This window comes from Streptomyces sp. NPDC093795 (assembly GCF_044764665.1).
Lineage (GTDB): Bacteria > Actinomycetota > Actinomycetes > Streptomycetales > Streptomycetaceae > Streptomyces.
Genome location: NZ_JBIWIO010000001.1, coordinates 471839 through 490247, shown reverse-complemented (window position 1 = coordinate 490247; position 18409 = coordinate 471839). Strand labels below are relative to the sequence as shown.

Sequence of the window (18409 nt, the reverse complement as noted above, 5' to 3'; positions counted from 1 at the left end):
GGCCGAGCGCCTGTGCCTGGGCCTACGCCGAACGCTGGAGGTCTGACGCCCGTACCTCCTCCGCGAAGGGCTCACCGCGCGCGTACCGCGCGATCTCCTCGATCGCCTGGTCCGCCATCCGGTGAAGTTCGTTGCCCAGGGAGCCCGCCACGTGCGGGGTGAGCAGGACGTTCGGGAGGGTGTAGAGGGGGGAGCCGGGGGGCGGGAGTTCCGGGTCGGTCACGTCCAGGGTGGCGTGGAGGCGGCCCGTCAGGAGGTGGGGGAGGAGGGCCTCCTCGTCGATCAGGGAGCCTCGGGACGTGTTGATGAGGGTCGTTCCGTCCGGCATCGCGGCGAGCTGGGCGGCGCCGATCATGCGGTACGTGGACGGGAGCTGCGGCGCGTGGACGGAGACGACCGTGCTGCGGGCGCACAGTTCGTCGAGGCCGACGAGTTCCACGCCGGGCGGTGGGGCGTCGGCGTACGGGTCGTACAGGAGGATGTCGATGTCGAAGGGGCGCAGCAGGTCGATGACCCTGCGGCCGATGCGGGAGGCGCCGACGATGCCGACCGTGCGGCGGTAGTTGCCCCAGTCGGCGGACTCGGTGAGCCAGGCGTGGTCGGCGCGGAGTTCCGCGTACCGCTGGGCCGAGCCGAGGACCCGTTTCCCGGCGAAGAGGATCGCGGCGAGCGTGTACTCGGCGACCGGCAGCGCGTTGGCGGCGGCGGCGGAGGTGACACGGAGGCCGCGTTCCCAGCAGGCGTCGGTGATGTGGTGCTTGACCGAGCCGGCCGCGTGGACGACGGCCTTCAGGCGCGGCGCGCGGTCGAGGACCTCGGCGGTGAGCGGGGTCGCTCCCCAGCAGGTGAGGAGGATCTCGGCCTCCGCGAGGGCGGCGGTGACGCGTGGATCCGGGGTGGCCAGGTCGTGGGCGACGAGGCGGGGGTCCGTGCGGGCGAGGGAGGTGAGGCGGGTGCGGTGGGTGTCCGTGAGGAGGCGTCCCGCGACGCCTTCACCCATCGCGAGGAGGAGGGAAGGGCGGCTGTCAGTGGTCGGGTGCATCGTTGTACCTGTGCTCCTCACTTGACGCTGCCGGCCGTCAGACCGGCCTTCCAGTGGCGCTGGAGGGAGACGAAGGCGACGACGAGGGGGACGACGGCGAGCAGGGACCCGGTGACGACGAGGGGGTAGAAGTCGGGTTCGGCGTGGGCGTTGCTGTTCCACGCGTACAGGCCGAGGCTCAGCGGGTAGAGCTTCTGGTCCGACAGCATCACCAGGGGGAGGAAGAAGTTGTTCCAGATGGCGGTGAACTGGAAGAGGAAGACGGTCACGAAGCCGGGCATCACCATGCGCAGACCGATGGACCAGAAGACGCGCAGTTCGCCGGCCCCGTCGATACGGGCTGCCTCCAGGGCCTCGTCGGGGATGTAGCCGGCGCAGAAGACCCGGGACAGGTAGACGCCGAAGGGGTTGACGAGGACGGGGATCAGGACGGCCCAGTAGGTGTTGACGACGCCGACCTCGCTGGCCAGGAGGTACATCGGCAGGGCGAGCGCGGTGGTGGGGACGAGCACGCCGACGAGGACGAGACCGAAGAGCTTCTCCTTGCCCCGGAAGTCGTAGACGTGGAAGGCGTATCCGGCGGCGACGCTGACGAGCGAGCAGGCCAGGGCGCCGAATCCGGCGTACAGGAGGCTGTTCAGGTACCAGTGGAAGTAGATGCCGTCGTTGTACTCGGCGAGCCGGGAGAGGTTGCCGCCGAGGTCGAAGCCCTCGAAGGAGAAGGCGTTTCCGGCGAGGAGGCCTCCGGCGTCCTTGGTGGCTGCGGTGAGCAGCCAGACGAGGGGGAAGAGCATGTAGACGACGGCGAGGACGAGGGCGCCGTTGACGGCGGCCTTGGAGAGCCAGACGGTGGGGGTACGGGGCTTGCTCACGCGCGCTTCCCCTTCCGGCCGGTCAGTCGGGTCACGGCGAGGGAGAGCAGCGCCGCCGTCAGGGCGAGGAGCACGGAGGCGGCCGCTGCGAGTCCGTAGTCGTTGCGGTCGAAGGCCGCGGTGTAGGCGTACATGTTCGGCGTCCAGGTGGAGGTGACGGCGGAGCCGGTGCCCTTGTTGAGGATCAGCGGCTCGGTGAAGAGCTGGAGCGAGCCGATGACCGTGAAGAGGCCGACCATCGCGAGGGAGGCCTTGACCAGCGGGATCTTGACGGAGAAGGCGATGCGCCAGGCGCCGGCCCCGTCGACGGTGGCCGCTTCGAGGACGGAGCGGTCGATGGCCTGGAGGGCCGCGTAGAAGATGACCATGTTGTAGCCGAGCCATTCCCACAGGGCGATGTTGACGATGGAGGGCAGGGCGCCTTCGGGGGAGAAGAAGTCGAAGCCGATGCCTCCGGCCTCCATGGCCTGGACGACCGGGCTGAGCTGGGGCGTGTAGAGGTAGACCCAGATCAGGGCGGCGATGATGCCGGGGACGGCGTGCGGCAGGAAGAGCGCGAGCTGGAAGAAGCGGCGGGCGCGGGCGAGGGCCGAGTCGAGCAGCAGGGCGAGGCCGAGGGCTCCGGCGAGCAGCAGCGGGATGTAGAACAGGCAGTATCCGAGCAGGACGCCGAAGCCCTCGCGGAAGGCCCGGTCACCCAGCGCCGCGGTGTAGTTGTCGAGGCCGGTGAAGACGGTCTCGGTGCCGCCGAAGCCCAGTCCGGACTGCTTCTCGGTGAAGAGGCTGAGCCAGACCGCGTATCCGATCGGCACCACCATCACCGCGGTGAACAGCAGGAAGAACGGCGTCAGCAGGATCGTGGCGGCGCGGGTGCGGGCCTTCATTCCGTCAGCCCTCGACCTTCAGGCCGCGCTTGGTGAGCTCGGCGACGGTGGCGTCGTGACCGGCCTTGACGGCGTCGGCGATGCCGGGACCGCCCTGGGTGATCTTGCCGAAGTTGTCCTTGATGGTGGTGTTGGTGGTGCCGGTGGTCGGGCCCCAGGCCCAGTTGGGGCTGATGGAGGCGCCGGAGGCCTCGAAGAGGGCGTAGATGTCCTGGCCGCCGTAGTAGCTCGCGTCGAAGGCCTTCTTGGCGACGGGGCGCAGCGCGGTGGCGGCCGGGAAGGCGGAGGAGGTGCCGGAGGCGATCCGGGCCTTGACGCCGGCCTCGGTGGTGGACATCCACTCGGCGAAGGTGACGGCGGCGGCCTTGCGCTTGCTGTCCTTGGTCACGGCGAAGGAGGTGCCGCCGAGCATGCCGCTGGCGGGCTTGCCGTCCCAGCTGGGCATGGGGGCGACGGCCCACTTGCCGTCCTGCTCGGGCAGGGTGCCCTTGAGGACGCCCGCGCCCCAGGAGGCGCCGAGGTAGCCGATGGTGGTGCCGTTCTTGAGGGAGCCGGTCCACTCGGGGCTGAAGGAGGCGTTCTTGTGGACGAGTCCGGCGTCGAGGAGGCCCTGCCAGTAGGTGGTGACCTTGGTGGTGGCCGCGTCGGTGGTGTCGATCTTCCAGGTGTCGTTCTCGGCCTTGAACCACTGGGCGCCGGCCTGCCAGGCCATGGCCTCGAAGGTGGTGGGGTCGTCCGGGAAGAAGGTGGCGATACGGGCCTTGGCGTCGGCCTTCTTGACCTGCTCGGCGGCCTTCTTGAACGCGTCCCAGGTGGCGGGGACCTCGACCTTGTACTTCGCGAAGAGGTCCTTGCGGTAGAAGAAGGCCTGCGGGGCGGCGTCGAAGGGGACGGCCCAGGTCTTGCCGCCGAGGGTGGTGAGTTCGACGGTCTGCGGGAGCAGCTTGGCGCGCTCGGCCTCGGTGAACTCGCCGCCGATGTCCTGGAGGGCGCCGGAGCTGACGAACTCGGGGAGCGAGGAGTACTCGATGGAGACGAGGTCGGGGGCGTTGCCGGCCTTCACGGCGTTGGAGATCTTGGCGTAGCCGCCGGCGGTGCCGGAGGGGATCTCCTCGAACTTCACCTGGATGTCGGTGTGGGAGGCGTTGAAGGCGTCGACGACGTCCTTGGAGCCCTTGGCCCAGCCCCAGAAGGTGATGGTCACGGGCCCGTTCGGCTTGTTCGCGCTGTCGCTCGCGGTGTCGTCACCGCCGCCGCCGCAGGCCGTGAGGACGGCGAGGGCGGTGGCGGTTCCGGCTATGACACGGGACGTTCTGCTCCAACTAGGGGTCACGGCACGGCTCCTGAGGGCTGGCGGCGGGGAGGTTGTGGCCGTGATCCTGTGACCGTTCATGACCGAAGTCAAGAGCGAAAGATTGATTGATCGAAAAAAGATCAGATAGTGGTCGTGGAGTGCGCTCCGCACGAGTCCCGCACCCGCAGCCTCGGCAGCAGACCCAGATGGCGCCGTGCCGCCTCCTCCTCGGGGCCCGCGTCGCCCTCCGCGAGTCGCTCCACCAGCAGCTCGGTGGCGTGCCGGCCCACCTGCCGCTTGGGCGGGGCGACCGCCGTCAACGGGGTGTCGGCGAGCGCGGCGACCTCGTCGTCGTACGCGATCAGGGCCAGGTCCTGCGGCACCCGTACGCCGAGCTCGGAGAGGCGCTGCACGATCTCGATCGCGTCCACGTCGTTGTGGACCAGGGCCGCGCTCGCGAGGCCCGAGCCGACCGCCTCGTGCAGGGCCCGCACCGCCCGCTCGAAGCCCTCCGGGTCCGCCTCGGCCGGTACGGAGTCGATGACCGGCCGCGGTTCCTCGAGGCCGAGCGTCACCAGGGCCTCGGCGTAACCGGCGCGCACCGCGAGGGCGGTCGGGGAGTCCCCGCGTGCCACGAGCAGCGGCGTCGCGTGGCCGAGGGACAGCAGGTGGCGCAGGGCGAGCAGGACGCCGTGGCCGTGGTCGGACGCGACCCGGTCCAGGCCGTCGAGCGGGCTGCCCGGCACGGCCCGGCGCTCCAGGAGGACGGCGGGAACGGGCAGTTCTGCCAGCCAGTCCCCGTACGCGAGCCGGTCCTCGGGGCCCCGCCAGCCCGGCGCGACGAGCACGCCCTCCGCGCCGGCCGCGAGCAGCCCCTCGGTGCGGGCCCTGTCCTCCTCCGGCCGGTAGTCCGAGACGCGGAGCACGAGCCGGGCCCCGGCGCGGGCGGCCGCCTCGTGCGCCCCCCGGATGACCTCGGCGAAGTAGTACGTGGCGGAGGGGGCGAGCAGGCCGATGACCAGGCCCTCACCGGGGCGCCCGCCGGCCGGGCCGCCCTGCCGCCGTGGCCAGGACACCTGGCCGTGCACCCGGTCGAGCAGGCCCCGGCCGGCCAGGAGTTCGACGTCGCGGCGGGCGGTGACGGGGGAGACCCCGAGCCGTTCGGCCAGTTCGGCGACGCGGGCGGTGCCGCGCTCGCGCACCAGGGCCAGCAGTCGGTCGTGTCGTTCGGCAGCACTCTCGCGCACGGCGCAGTTCCCCCTCGCGGTGGTCGTGGTTCCCCGACCCTAGCCTAGGAATGATCGAACGATGAGAGTTTCGATCATTCGCTCCGCATCTCTTGACGTTCGATCGGAGTCTGTCCAGGATTCCCGGCGACGCGGTCGTCGCCGCGGGGACCTCAGGGAGCATCATGCCCACGCCGCCCGAGAACCGAGAGCTCAGCCCGTACACCGGGTGGACCCGAGCCCACTGGGAGGCCACGGCCGACCGACTCCTCCTGGCCGTACGCCCCTTCGCCTCGCCCTCGCGCGCACTGATCGACCTCCCCGGACCCCGCCCCAGCTGGTCCGGCGCCCGCTCCGACGGCCTGGAGGGCTGGGCTCGTACCTTCCTCCTCGCCGCGCTCAGGGTCGCGGGCGCCCACGGCGAGGACCCGCACGGCCACCTCGACCGATACGCGCGGGGGCTCGCCGCGGGGACGGCGGAGCCGGGCCGGGCGGACCGGGAGTCCTGGCCCCGCACCACCAACACCCGCCAGGCGATCGTCGAAGCCGCCTCGATCGCCCTGGGACTCCGCCTCACCCGCCCCTGGCTCTGGGACCGGCTCGACGACCGCGTCCGCGAGCGGGTCGTCGACTGGCTCCGCCCCGCCCTCCGGCCGTCCCCCGTCGACAACAACTGGTGGCTCTTCGGCCTCACCGTCGCAGGCTTCCTCCAGGACACCGGCGCCGACACCGACCGGGCCGCCGCCACGATCGACCGCTCCCTCGCCCGCGTCGAGGACTGGTACCTCGGCGACGGCTGGTACAGCGACGGGGACAACCGCGCGTTCGACCACTACAACGCCTGGGCCCTGCACTTCTACCCGGTCCTGCACGCCCACCTCGCCGGCGACCGCGCCCTCCTCGACCACTACGGGCCGCGCCTGCGCGCCCACCTCGACGACTACGTCCACCTCTTCGACGCGAACGGCGCCCCCGCCCCGTACGGGCGCTCCCTGATCTACCGCTTCGCCGCGGCCGCCGCACCCTGGCTCGGCACCCTCACCGGGCACACGCCCCTCACCCCCGGCGCCGCCCGCCGCCTCGCCTCCGGGACCCTGCGGTACTTCCTCGACCGCGGCGCCACCGACCCGGATGGGCTCCTCACCCTCGGCTGGCACGGCCCGCATCCGCCGCTGGTCCAGGAGTACTCCGGCCCCGGCTCCCCCTACTGGGCGTCCAAGGGCTTCCTCGGCCTCCTCCTGCCCGCGGACCACCCCGCCTGGACCGACCCCGAGGAACCCCTGCCCGCCGAACGCGCCGACACCGTCCGTCCGTTCGCCCCGGCCGGGCTGCTCGTCCAGACCACCGCCGCCGACGGACTCGTACGCCTCCACAACCACGGCAGCAACCATGTGCACAGCGCCGAGTCGGACGAGGACGACCCCGGTTACGCCCGCCACGCCTACTCCACCCGCACCGGCCCCACCACCGGGCCGGCCCCTGCCGACAACCACTTCGCCCTGCTCGTCGCGGGAGAGGCGACCACCAGAGGCCCCGCCGTCCCGGCCGGCACCGGCCCCGGCTGGGCCGCCTCGGCGCACCACCCACTGCCCGGCGTCCGGGTCCTCTCGGCCACCCTCGCCCACGGCCGCGCCGAGGTCCGCGCCCATCTCGTCCTCGGCGCCCCGGACGGGACCCCCGTACGGCAGACGGGCTGGGCCACCACCCCCGACGGGCCGCACGCCGCACTCCACCCGGTCCACGGCTACGGCCCTGACGTGACCGAACTCCCCACCGGGGAAACCCTTCAGGGCCCGAAGAGCCGCACCCTCTGCCTCGAAGGCACCACGAGCGGCCCGGCGACCCTCTTCGTCGCCCTCGCCTCACTGACCGCCGAACCGGCCCCGGCCCCCGTGGCCGCGCTCGCGCACCTCCGGGTCGACGGTCACACCCTCCACGTCACCTGGCAGGACGGCACCACCGCCCGGCTGGACCTCGACGACCCGGGGTCCGGCTAGGGCGCGTCCGCGGCGGTCACTTCGGCCCGTACTTGCGGCCCGCCTTCGAGGAGACCCCACCGAGCAGACTGCGCGGCGCCAGCTTCACCACACCCATCAGGGCCTTGTAGCGGGGGTCCGGGATCGACAGCGTCTTCCCCCGCGCCAGGTCCGAAAGCGCCGCCGTCACCAGCTTGTCGGCGTCGAGCCACATCCAGCCCGGGATGTTGTCCGTCCCCATCCCGGCCCGCTCGTGGAACTCGGTCCGTACGAAGCCGGGGCAGAGCGCCATCAGGCGCACCCCGGTGCCCGCCAGGTCCCGCGCCGCGCCCTGCGTGAACTGCACGACCCACGCCTTCGACGCCCCGTACGTGCCACGGGGGACGAAGGCCGCCACCGAGGCGACGTTCACCACCCCGCCCCGCCCCCGCGCCTTCATCGAGGCGGCGGCGGCCGAGGTCAGCCGCAGCACCGCCTCGCAGTGCACCGTGAGCATCGTCAACTCGTCGGCCATGGACACTTCGAGGAAGCGGCCCTTGTTGCCGAAGCCCGCGTTGTTCACGAGCAGGTCCACCGGCTGCTTCGGGTCCGAGAGCCGGGCCTCGACGGCGGCGATGCCCTTCTCCTCGGAGAGGTCCGCCGCGAGCACCTCGGCCTCGACGCCGTGCCGGTCGTGCAGCTCGGTCGCCTGCTCACGGAGGCGCTTCACGTCCCGGGCCACGAGCACGACGTCGTGACCGTCCGAGGCGAGTCTCCGTGCGAAGGCGGCGCCGATGCCCGCGGTGGCGCCCGTAATCAGTGCAGTCGTCATACGGGCACGTTAGTGCCCCCTTCCGGCGCCTCCGTCCGGGCGTACTTGTCCGCGTACTGGCGTGCGAGCGCGAGGAGTCCCGACTCCATCCACTCGGCGGCGACCAACGTGCGGGGCAGCAGGGTGCGTTCGGCGGTCGCGGCACGGTGGAGCAGGGCGACGGTGATGTCGTGCTCGGGCCGGTGGACGACCGTGACCGGGTCGCCGGCGCGGATCTCGCCCGGCACGATCACCCGCAGCAGGGCGCCGGGGCCGGCCTCCGACTGCGTGAACCGCCGGACCCAGCCCTGCTCCCGCACGAAGCCCTGGAACGTACGGCAGGGGATGCGGCCGCCGGTGACCTCCAGGACGACCTCCTCGCCGATCCGCCACCGCTCGCCGATCAGCGCCCCGTTCACGTCGAGGCCCCGGGTGGTGAGGTTCTCGCCGAACGAGCCGTTGGCGAGCTCCCGGCCGAGCTCCCGCTCCCACAGGTCCATGTCCTCGCGGGCGAAGGCGTACGCGGCCCGGTCGTCGCCGCCGTGGAACCGCAGGTCGCAGACCGTGTCCCCGGCGAGCCCGCTCCTACCGACGCCGGGCGCCCCGGGGGCCTCGATCCGCACGGGGCCCTCGACGGGGCGCTTGTCGATGGCGGTGAGGCCGGAGGCGGCGTCGGTGTAGTCCACGGCCCTGGCACGGCCCACATTCACACTGAGCAAGGTCATGTGGGCACTTTACGGGCGCCATCTCAAAGCCGCGGGCGAATATGCGCGGGTTCACCCAAGATTCGCTTATGATGAACGCATGATCGAGGCACGCCATCTCCGCGTCCTGCGCGCCGTCGCCGCCACCGGCTCCTTCTCGGCCGCCGCGCGCGAACTCGGCTGCACCCAGCCCGCCGTCAGCCAGCAGATGAAGGCGCTCGAAGCCTCCGCGGGCACGCCGCTGCTGATCCGCACCGGACGCGAGATGCGCCTCACCCAGGCGGGCGAGGTCCTCGTCCGTCACGCCTCGGGCATCCTCGCCGGGCTCACCGCCGCCGAGGAGGAGGTCGCGGCCATCGCCGGGCTCAGGGCGGGCCGGGTCCGTCTGGTGTCCTTCCCCAGCGGCAGCTCCACCCTCGTCCCCACCGCGCTCGCCGCGCTGCGGGCCGCGCACCCCGGCACCCGCGTCTCGCTCGTCGAGGCCGAACCGCCGCGCTCGATCGAGATGCTCCGCGACGGCGACTGCGACGTGGCCCTCGCCTTCCGGTACGGAGCGGGGCAGGCCGAATGGGACGACCTGGTCGTCCGCCCGATCTTCGCCGACCGCCTGGTGGGACTGGTCCCGGAGGGACACCGGCTCGCCGGCGCCGACTCGCTGGGCATCGCGGAACTCGCCGACGAGTCCTGGATCGCGGGCTGTCCGCGCTGTCGCCGTCAGCTCGTGGACGTCTGCGAGGAAGCGGGCTTCACCCCCCGTATCGACTTCGCCACCGACGACTACCCGGCCGTGGTGGGCCTGGTCGGCGCGGGCCTCGGCGTGGCCGTCCTGCCGGAGCTGGCCATCGAGTCCGTACGGCCCAGGGGGGCGCGGACCGTGGCCGTGGAGCCCGCCGTGGAGCGGGAGATCGTGGCCCTGACGCTGCCCGACCTCGCCCAGGTCCCGGCCGTGGCCGCCACGCTCGACGAACTGACCCGCGCCGCCACGCGCGCGTAGGTGGGGAGACACGCGACGCGCACGGGAACGTGTCCTAGTTGAAAAAACGTTCCTTCACATACGCTCCACAATCGGCCGGCCCGCTGCCGACGCCGATGGCGCCGCGGTGATCAGGCGATTGCGCGCGCGTCCCATGAGCTCTTCGCGTTCGTCCTCGGTGAGGCCGCCCCATACGCCGTAGGGCTCCCGTACGGCGAGTGCGTGTGCCGCGCACTCCGCGCGTACCGGGCACCGCATGCAGACCTCTTTCGCCGAGTTCTCACGCGCACTCCGTGCCGCGCCGCGCTCTCCCTCGGGGTGGAAGAACAGGGAGCTGTCGACCCCGCGGCAGGCCGCGAGCAGTTGCCAGTCCCACAGATCGGCGTTGGGTCCGGGAAGGCGGGAGAAATCTGCCATTGCGCTAGTCCCCTTGAAACCGTGTCGAACGGATAGGTGGGCGGGTGGATGGCTGATGCCCGGGGTTCCTCGTGTTCCCGCGGGTCCGGATCGGTACACCTACTGTCTAAGTAGATGTAAATATGACTCATTGCGAATCTAGCCACAGACACTGCGAAAAGGGAAGAAAACCCGCTAAATGGGGCAGTACCTTTCGATGAAGGACAGAAGGCTCGCGTCGCTCTCCTCCGTACGCGGCCCCTCACGTAGAGTGCCGAACGCTGCGGTCCGACCCGTAACTCTTTCGAGTGACCGTCGTTGAGTGTGCGGAGGCGGTTGAAGGAACAAGCGATCGGGCAGGTGTCCGAGAGCGTCAATCGCACAGGTGACGATTACGTACAGCCCTGGAGGCTCAAGGTGACGCGCAACAGCTGCGAGCGCCGCGGAGGTCACGCATGACATCCGTCCTCGTCTGCGACGACTCCCCGCTTGCCCGAGAGGCGCTCCGCCGCGCGGTCGCGACCGTGCCCGGTGTCGAGCGCGTGACCACCGCGGCCAACGGCGAGGAAGTCCTCCGCCGCTGGGGCGCGGACCGCTCGGACCTGATTCTGATGGACGTACGCATGCCCGGTCTGGGCGGCGTGGAGACCGTCCGCCGGCTGCTCTCCGCGGACCCCGGCGCCCGCATCATCATGCTCACGGTCGCCGAGGACCTCGACGGCGTCGCCCTCGCGGTCGCCGCGGGTGCCCGCGGTTATCTGCACAAGGACGCCTCGCGCGCCGAACTGCGGGCCACCGTCACCCAGGCGCTGGCCGACCCGACCTGGCGGCTCGCCCCGCGCCGGCTCCGTTCGGCCGAGATGGGCGCCGCGCCCACCCTCACCGCGCGCGAGATCCAGGTCCTCGAAGGCATGAGCCACGGCCGGTCCAACGCGGAGATCGGGCGCGAGCTCTTCCTCTCCGAGGACACCGTCAAGACCCACGCCCGGCGCCTCTTCAAGAAGCTGGGCGCCTCGGACCGTGCGCACGCGGTCGCCCTCGGATTCCGCTGGGGCCTGGTCCGCTGAATCGCAGGTCACCTGCCATATCCCCGTCCCCGCCCGCGTCCGTCGTGGGGTGGACGGGGTGGGCTTGTGTCACTTCCCCGCCGTATGCCGCATCCTTGAGGTGTGGAGTTCCTCGGGGACGAGTCGATCGAGCGGGACGGGAGGGCGCGGGAGATGAGTGCCGGCGCACCTGCTCATAACGCTTCGGTGCACAACTACGGACGCGGTGCCGCGAACGCAGAAGCGTCGGGGCACCATGGAGCGATGCGCGACGACGAGACCGCGGCGTCACCCATGCCGTCAGGGCACGGGGAGATCGGCGCGCTCGTCCACCGCGCGGTCGACGGCGACGCGCAGGCCACGCACGACCTGCTCGCGCGGGTGCACCCGCTCGCCCTGCGGTACTGCCGCACCCGCCTCAACCGGCTGCCGGGCGACGCCCGGCACTTCGTCGAGGACCTGGCCCAGGAGGTCTGCGTCGCCGTCCTGATGGCGCTGCCGCGCTACAAGGACACGGGCAGGCCCTTCGAGGCCTTCGTCTTCGCCATCGCGGGACACAAGGTCGCCGACCTCCAGCGGGCCGCCATGCGGCACCCCGGATCCACGGCCGTCCCTTCGGACGAGATGCCCGAGCGGCCCGACGACTCCCTCGGCCCCGAGGAGCGCGCGCTCCTCAGCGACGACGCCGAATGGGCCAAGAAGCTGCTCGCCAACCTCCCGGAGAACCAGCGCGAACTGCTCGTGCTCCGCGTCGCGGTCGGACTGACCGCCGAGGAGACCGGGCAGATGCTCGGCATGTCCCCCGGGGCCGTCCGGGTCGCGCAGCACCGCGCGCTCAGCCGGCTCAGGGCACTGGCCGAGCAGTAAGACTCACTGGGGCTTGTCGTCCCTTTCGTACACGTGGGAACGTCCAAAGGTTTGCGCTGATCTTGATCGTGGAATGAGACACGGCTTCGGCCCGTTAGCATGGACATCCCGCACCGATCAAGGCCATTTGGGAAGGTGTCATGACTGCCAACGTCGACGGAGTGCCCGAGAAATTCGCGACACTCGGGCTGACCTACGACGACGTCCTGCTTCTGCCGGGCGCGTCCGAGGTCCTCCCGAACGCGGTCGACACCTCGTCCCGCATCTCCCGCAACGTCCGCGTGAACATCCCGCTGCTCTCGGCGGCGATGGACAAGGTCACCGAGTCCCGCATGGCCATCGCCATGGCGCGGCAGGGTGGCGTGGGCGTGCTGCACCGCAACCTCTCGATCGAGGACCAGGTCAACCAGGTCGACCTCGTGAAGCGCTCCGAGTCCGGCATGGTGACCGACCCGATCACCGTGCACCCGGACGCGTCGCTGGCCGAGGCCGACGCGCTGTGCGCCAAGTTCCGCATCAGCGGCGTCCCGGTCACCGACCAGGCCGGCAAGCTCCTCGGCATCGTCACCAACCGCGACATGGCCTTCGAGTCGGACCGCAGCCGCCAGGTGCGCGAGGTCATGACCCCGATGCCGCTGGTCACCGGCAAGGTCGGCATCTCCGGTGTGGACGCGATGGAGCTGCTCCGCCGCCACAAGATCGAGAAGCTGCCGCTGGTCGACGACTCCGGCATCCTCAAGGGCCTCATCACGGTCAAGGACTTCGTCAAGGCCGAGAAGTACCCGCACGCCGCCAAGGACGCCGAGGGCCGGCTGCTCGTCGGCGCGGCCGTCGGCGCCAGCCCCGAGGCGCTGGAGCGCGCCCAGGGCCTGGCCGCTGCGGGCGTCGACTTCCTGATCGTCGACACCTCGCACGGTCACAACAGCAACGCCCTGAACTGGATGGCGAAGATCAAGTCCAGCGTCGGCGTCGACGTCATCGGCGGTAACGTCGCGACGCGTGACGGCGCGCAGGCCCTGATCGACGCCGGTGTCGACGGCGTCAAGGTCGGCGTCGGCCCCGGCTCCATCTGCACCACCCGCGTGGTCGCCGGCATCGGCGTCCCGCAGGTCACCGCCATCTACGAGGCGGCGCTCGCCGCCCGCGCGGCCGGCGTCCCGGTCATCGGCGACGGCGGCCTGCAGTACTCCGGCGACATTGGCAAGGCGCTCGCGGCTGGTGCCGACACGGTGATGCTGGGCAGCCTCCTCGCCGGCTGCGAGGAGTCCCCGGGCGAGCTGCAGTTCATCAACGGCAAGCAGTTCAAGTCGTACCGCGGCATGGGCTCGCTCGGCGCGATGCAGTCCCGCGGCCAGGGCCGGTCCTACTCCAAGGACCGCTACTTCCAGGCCGAGGTCGCCTCGGACGACAAGCTCGTCCCCGAGGGCATCGAGGGCCAGGTGCCCTACCGCGGCCCGCTGGCCAACGTCCTGCACCAGCTCGTCGGCGGCCTGCGCCAGACCATGGGCTACGTCGGCGCGGCCACCATCGAGGAGATGGAGTCCAAGGGCCGCTTCGTCCGGATCACGTCCGCGGGCCTCAAGGAGAGCCACCCGCACGACATCCAGATGACGGTCGAGGCGCCGAACTACAGCAGGAAGTAACACAGCGCGACGCGTGGGGGCGGTTCCGGCATGTGGCCGGAGCCGCCCCCCACGCTTGTGTCGGGGATACTGGTAGGCGCAGACGTAGAGGGAAAGGCCACACATCGTGACTGAGATCGAGATCGGGCGCGGCAAGCGCGGCCGCAGGGCGTACGCGTTCGACGACATCGCCGTCGTCCCGAGCCGGCGCACCCGGGACCCGAAGGAGGTCTCGATCGCCTGGCAGATCGACGCCTACCGGTTCGAGCTGCCGTTCCTGGCGGCGCCGATGGACTCGGTCGTATCGCCGCAGACCGCCATCCGCATCGGCGAGCTCGGCGGCCTGGGCGTCCTCAACCTCGAGGGTCTCTGGACCCGGTACGAGGACCCGCAGCCGCTGCTCGACGAGATCGCCGAGATGGACGAGGCGACCGCGACCCGCCGGCTGCAGGAGATCTACGCCGCCCCGATCAAGGAAGAGCTGATCGGGCAGCGCATCAAGGAGGTGCGCGACTCCGGTGTCGTGACTGCCGCCGCGCTCTCCCCGCAGCGCACCGCGCAGTTCTCGAAGGCCGTCGTCGACGCCGGCGTGGACATCTTCGTCATCCGCGGCACGACGGTCTCCGCCGAGCACGTCTCGGGCGCGGCCGAGCCGCTGAACCTGAAGCAGTTCATCTACGAGCTCGACGTCCCGGTCATCGTCGGCGGCTGCGCCACGTACACCGCGGCCCTGCACCTGATGCGCACCGGCGCGGCGGGTGTCCTCGTCGGCTTCGGCGGCGGCGCCGCGCACACCACGCGCAACGTGCTCGGCATCCAGGTCCCGATGGCGACCGCGGTCGCCGACGTGGCCGCGGCCCGCCGTGACTACATGGACGAGTCCGGCGGCCGGTACGTGCACGTGATCGCCGACGGCGGTGTCGGCTGGTCCGGCGACCTGCCGAAGGCCATCGCCTGCGGCGCCGACTCGGTCATGATCGGCTCCCCGCTGGCCCGCGCCACGGACGCGCCCGGCAAGGGCCACCACTGGGGCATGGAGGCCGTCCACGAGGACGTGCCGCGCGGCAAGCTGGTCGACCTGGGCATCGTCGGCACCACCGAGGAGATCCTCGCGGGCCCGTCGCACAGCCCGGACGGCTCGATGAACTTCTTCGGCGCCCTGCGCCGCGCGATGGCCACGACGGGCTACAGCGAGCTCAAGGAGTTCCAGCGCGTCGAGGTCACCGTCGCGGACGCCCAGCACAAGCGCTGACGTTCCGGTACTCCGAAGGGGCCCCGCACCGATCGTGGTGCGGGGCCCCTTCGCGTGCTCAGAGGCGGTGGGCCGCGCCCGCCGGGGTGGCGCCCCGGGTGTCGAGGAGGAGCTGGGCCTTGACCGAGAGGCCCTGGAGGTCGTAGGTGCGGTGGTGCTGGAGCAGGACCGTCAGGTCGGCGTGGGCGGCGGCCTCGTAGAGGGAGTCGGCGCGGGGGACGGGGAGTTCGCGGACGCGCCAGTCGGGGACGTGCGGGTCGTGGTAGCTGACGGCCGCGCCCAGGTCCATGAGCCGGCGGGCGATCTCGTCGGCGGGGGAGCCCTGGCGGTCGGGCAGGTCCGGCTTGTACGTGATGCCCAGGAGGAGGATCCGGGCGCCGCGGGCCGACTTGCCGTGCTCGTTGAGGAGGGTGGCGGCGCGCTGGACGACGTACCGCGGCATGCGTTCGTTGACCTGCCCGGCGAGTTCGACGAGGCGGAGCGGGCGGTGGGCGCCGACGGTGTCGACGGGGGCGCCGTGGCCGCCGACGCCCGGCCCGGGGCGGAAGGCCTGGAAGCCGAAGGGCTTCGTCTCGGCGCAGCGGATGACGTCCCACAGGTCGACGCCGAGTTCGTGGCAGAGGACCGCCATCTCGTTGACCAGGGCGATGTTGACGTGCCGGAAGTTGGTCTCCAGGAGCTTGACCGTCTCCGCCTCGCGGGGGCCACGCGCGCGTACCACCTTGTCGGTGAGCCGGCCGTAGAACGCGGCCGCCGATTCGGTGCAGGCCGGGGTGAGGCCTCCGATGACCTTGGGGGTGCCGGCGAAGCCGTGGGTACGGCTGCCGGGGTCGAGGCGGCCGGGGGAGTACGCGAGGTGGAAGTCGCGCCCGGCCCGCAGGCCCGAGCCCGTTTCGAGCAGGTCGCGGAGCAGGCCCTCGGTGGTGCCCGGTGGGACCGGCGATTCGAGGAGGACGGTGGTGTGGGGGCGCAGCCGGGCGGCGAGCACGCGCGCGGCGTCGGTGACGGCGGTGAGGTCGAGCGCGCGGTCGGGGCCGAGGGGGGTCGGCGCGCAGAGGACGGCGGTGCGGACCCGGCCGAGTTCGGCGGGGTCGGCGGTCGGTCGGAAGCCTCCCGCGAGCATCCGGCGGATCTCGGGGACGGTGAGCGAGCCCTCGACCGGGGAGCGGCCCGCGGCGAGATCGGCGGCGGGGCGGGGATCGGTGTCGTAGCCGACGGTGGCGACGCCTGCGGCGGTGGCGGCCTGGGCGAGGGGGAGTCCGTGGTGGCCGAGGCCGATGACGGCGAGATCAGCGGGCATGAGGGGGGTGGACCGTCCTTCCCAGTAGCCGGAGGGGACGCGACGCGCAAGCCCTGTGGACAGAACGGGTCGAGCGCAATGTCAGACTAGGCGTAAATATGACCGATATGCGGCATTGTGGGGTCGAAGGTCGCCGAGTGTTATCCACAGGTCGGTGGTGAGGCGGTGGCTGAAGTCGCGGGGGCGGGACAGAATCGAGCTGTGAGCCGGACCACACGGGCCCGGTTCACGGCACGTGTACGCACGGCTCGTCGACGCGCGGGTCGTGTGGATGCGGCAGGTGTACGCACGGCTCGTCCACGCACGGGTCGTGCGGGTGCGGCAGGTGTACGTACGGCTCGTGCGCGTACGGCGTGTGCGGGACAGACGGGGGACGACGGGAGGCAGCCGTGAGGACAGCGACACTGGGACCCGCCGAGCGCACCGAAGCGCTCGCGGCCATGGCGGAGCGCGAGCTGGACGTGCTGGTCGTCGGCGCCGGAGTGGTCGGCGCGGGGACGGCACTCGACGCCGTCACGAGAGGGCTCTCCACCGGCATCGTCGAGGCACGCGACTGGGCATCCGGCACCTCCAGCCGGTCGAGCAAGCTCATCCACGGCGGCCTGCGCTACCTGGAGATGCTGGACTTCGCCCTGGTCAGAGAGGCCCTCAAAGAGCGCGGACTGCTCCTGGAGCGGCTCGCACCCCACCTGGTGAAGCCGGTCCCGTTCCTGTACCCGCTCCAGCACAAGGGCTGGGAGCGGTTCTACGCGGGCTCCGGCGTCGCGCTGTACGACGCGATGTCCCTCTCCTCGGGCCACGGCCGGGGCCTCCCCGTCCACCGGCACCTCTCCCGGCGCCGGGCCCTGCGGGTCGCCCCCTGCCTCAAGAAGGACGCCCTGGTCGGCGCCCTCCAGTACTACGACGCCCAGATGGACGACGCCCGCTTCGTCACCACCCTCGTGCGCACCGCCGCCTCCTACGGCGCCCTGGCCGCGAGCAGGGCCCGGGTCGTCGGATTCCTGCGGGAGGGGGAGCGGGTCGTGGGCGCCCGCGTGCAGGACGTCGAGGCCGGTGTCGCGTACGAGATCCGCGCCCGGCAGATCGTCAACGCCACCGGTGTGTGGACCGACGACACCCAGGCCCTCATCGGAGAGCGTGGCCAGTTCCACGTCCGCGCCTCCAAGGGCATCCACCTCGTCGTCCCCAAGGACCGCATCCACTCCACCACCGGACTCATCCTGCGCACCGAGAAGTCCGTGCTCTTCGTGATCCCCTGGGGACGCCACTGGATCGTCGGCACCACCGACACCGAGTGGGACCTCGACAAGGCCCATCCGGCCGCGTCCAGCGCCGACATCGACTACCTCCTGGAGCATGTGAACACGGTGCTCGGCACCCCGCTCACCCGCGACGACGTCGAGGGTGTCTACGCCGGACTGCGGCCGCTGCTCGCCGGCGAGTCGGACGCCACGAGCAAGCTCTCCCGCGAACACACCGTCGCCCACCCCGTCCCCGGCCTGGTCGTGGTGGCCGGCGGCAAGTACACGACGTACCGCGTCATGGCCAAGGACGCCGTCGACGAGGCGGTGCACGCCCTCGACCAGCGCGTCGCCCCCTGCGTCACCGAGGACACCCCACTCCTCGGCGCCGAGGGGTACCGGGCCCTGTGGAACGCGCGGGGCAGGATCGCCGCGCGGACCGGCCTCCACGTCGTCCGCGTCGAGCATCTCCTCAACCGCTACGGCTCCCTGACGGAGGAGATCCTCGACCTCGTCGCCGCGGACCCCGCACTCGGCGAACCGCTCGCGGCGGCCGACGACTACCTGCGCGCCGAAATCGTCTACGCCGCCTCGCACGAGGGCGCGCGCCACCTCGACGACGTCCTGACCCGGCGGACCAGGATCTCCATCGAGACCTTCGACCGGGGCACGCTCAGCGCACGCGAGTGCGCGGAGCTCATGGCGCCGGTCCTCGGCTGGGACGAGCACCAGATCGAGAAGGAGGTCGAGCACTACGAGAAGCGGGTCGAGGCGGAGCGGGAGTCGCAGCGGCAGCCCGACGACCTGACGGCGGACGCCGCCCGGCTGGGGGCGCCGGACATCGTGCCGATCTGACCGGACGTCCGGGCGCCCGCGTCCGGTGGGAACCTGGGGGGTGTGCGGAGGCGTCGTCATCCCGGAGTA

The 18409-nt window shown here is 71.6% G+C and carries 16 protein-coding genes; 7 read left to right on the top strand and 9 right to left on the bottom strand.

Annotated elements, in window-relative coordinates:
- Window positions 1-22 precede the first annotated feature (22 nt).
- The 5 genes from ACIRB7_RS02260 to ACIRB7_RS02240 all read right to left on the bottom strand — a co-directional run bounded on the left by ACIRB7_RS02260 (window position 23) and on the right by ACIRB7_RS02240 (window position 5339).
- Window positions 23-1042 carry a hydroxyacid dehydrogenase gene (locus ACIRB7_RS02260; protein WP_403591151.1) on the bottom strand — a complete coding sequence of 340 codons (1020 nt, stop codon included), beginning with the start codon at window positions 1040-1042 and terminating at the stop codon, window positions 23-25.
- 17 nt (window positions 1043-1059) lie between these two features.
- A complete protein-coding gene (locus ACIRB7_RS02255) occupies window positions 1060-1914 on the bottom strand; it encodes a carbohydrate ABC transporter permease (RefSeq protein WP_403591148.1) in 855 nt (284 codons plus the stop codon).
- The gene (locus ACIRB7_RS02250; protein ID WP_403591146.1) at window positions 1911-2798 is read right to left on the bottom strand and encodes a carbohydrate ABC transporter permease; all 888 of its coding nucleotides are present in this window, start codon (window positions 2796-2798) and stop codon (window positions 1911-1913) included. Before ACIRB7_RS02250 ends, ACIRB7_RS02255 begins: the two co-directional genes overlap by 4 nt.
- 4 nt (window positions 2799-2802) lie before the next feature.
- The gene (locus ACIRB7_RS02245) at window positions 2803-4131 is read right to left on the bottom strand and encodes an ABC transporter substrate-binding protein (RefSeq protein WP_403591143.1); all 1329 of its coding nucleotides are present in this window, start codon (window positions 4129-4131) and stop codon (window positions 2803-2805) included.
- A 101-nt stretch (window positions 4132-4232) separates the two neighbouring features.
- The gene (locus ACIRB7_RS02240; RefSeq protein WP_403591141.1) at window positions 4233-5339 is read right to left on the bottom strand and encodes a substrate-binding domain-containing protein; all 1107 of its coding nucleotides are present in this window, start codon (window positions 5337-5339) and stop codon (window positions 4233-4235) included.
- 164 nt (window positions 5340-5503) lie between these two features.
- On the opposite strand from ACIRB7_RS02240, the gene ACIRB7_RS02235 reads away from it, so the two are divergent.
- A complete protein-coding gene (locus tag ACIRB7_RS02235; RefSeq protein ID WP_403591138.1) occupies window positions 5504-7315 on the top strand; it encodes a DUF2264 domain-containing protein in 1812 nt (603 codons plus the stop codon).
- Window positions 7316-7331: 16 nt separating this feature from the next.
- Here ACIRB7_RS02235 and ACIRB7_RS02230 read toward each other — a convergent pair whose 3' ends face one another.
- Entirely contained in the window at window positions 7332-8105 is a 774-nt protein-coding gene (locus tag ACIRB7_RS02230; protein ID WP_403591136.1) for an SDR family NAD(P)-dependent oxidoreductase, read from the bottom strand.
- Window positions 8102-8809 (bottom strand): MOSC domain-containing protein, encoded by a 708-nt coding sequence (locus ACIRB7_RS02225; RefSeq protein ID WP_403591133.1) that lies wholly within the window; start codon window positions 8807-8809, stop codon window positions 8102-8104. The genes ACIRB7_RS02230 and ACIRB7_RS02225 overlap by 4 nt, the downstream gene beginning before the upstream one ends.
- Before the next feature lie 79 nt (window positions 8810-8888).
- Between ACIRB7_RS02225 and ACIRB7_RS02220 the strand changes: the two genes are divergently transcribed.
- Window positions 8889-9782: a LysR family transcriptional regulator gene (locus ACIRB7_RS02220; RefSeq protein ID WP_403591130.1), complete on the top strand. Its 894-nt coding sequence runs from the start codon at window positions 8889-8891 to the stop codon at window positions 9780-9782.
- Between the two features lie 54 nt (window positions 9783-9836).
- On the opposite strand, the gene ACIRB7_RS02215 is transcribed toward ACIRB7_RS02220, so the two are convergent.
- A complete protein-coding gene (locus tag ACIRB7_RS02215) occupies window positions 9837-10178 on the bottom strand; it encodes a WhiB family transcriptional regulator (protein WP_403591127.1) in 342 nt (113 codons plus the stop codon).
- Window positions 10179-10612: 434 nt separating this feature from the next.
- On the opposite strand from ACIRB7_RS02215, the gene ACIRB7_RS02210 reads away from it, so the two are divergent.
- The 4 genes from ACIRB7_RS02210 to ACIRB7_RS02195 all read left to right on the top strand — a co-directional run bounded on the left by ACIRB7_RS02210 (window position 10613) and on the right by ACIRB7_RS02195 (window position 14944).
- On the top strand, window positions 10613-11224 hold the full coding sequence (locus tag ACIRB7_RS02210; RefSeq protein WP_003948568.1) for a response regulator transcription factor: 612 nt from the start codon (window positions 10613-10615) through the stop codon (window positions 11222-11224).
- Between the two features lie 243 nt (window positions 11225-11467).
- Window positions 11468-12070: a sigma-70 family RNA polymerase sigma factor gene (locus tag ACIRB7_RS02205; protein WP_403591125.1), complete on the top strand. Its 603-nt coding sequence runs from the start codon at window positions 11468-11470 to the stop codon at window positions 12068-12070.
- Window positions 12071-12210: 140 nt separating this feature from the next.
- Window positions 12211-13713 (top strand): IMP dehydrogenase, encoded by a 1503-nt coding sequence (gene guaB / locus ACIRB7_RS02200; RefSeq protein ID WP_403591123.1) that lies wholly within the window; start codon window positions 12211-12213, stop codon window positions 13711-13713.
- Between the two features lie 106 nt (window positions 13714-13819).
- A complete protein-coding gene (locus tag ACIRB7_RS02195) occupies window positions 13820-14944 on the top strand; it encodes a GuaB3 family IMP dehydrogenase-related protein (protein ID WP_403591120.1) in 1125 nt (374 codons plus the stop codon).
- Between the two features lie 58 nt (window positions 14945-15002).
- On the opposite strand, the gene ACIRB7_RS02190 is transcribed toward ACIRB7_RS02195, so the two are convergent.
- Complete coding sequence (locus ACIRB7_RS02190; RefSeq protein ID WP_403591117.1) at window positions 15003-16244, bottom strand: nucleotide sugar dehydrogenase; 1242 nt, start codon at window positions 16242-16244, stop codon at window positions 15003-15005.
- A 389-nt stretch (window positions 16245-16633) separates the two neighbouring features.
- On the opposite strand from ACIRB7_RS02190, the gene ACIRB7_RS02185 reads away from it, so the two are divergent.
- Window positions 16634-18340 carry a glycerol-3-phosphate dehydrogenase/oxidase gene (locus ACIRB7_RS02185; RefSeq protein ID WP_403591114.1) on the top strand — a complete coding sequence of 569 codons (1707 nt, stop codon included), beginning with the start codon at window positions 16634-16636 and terminating at the stop codon, window positions 18338-18340.
- Window positions 18341-18409 lie beyond the last annotated feature (69 nt).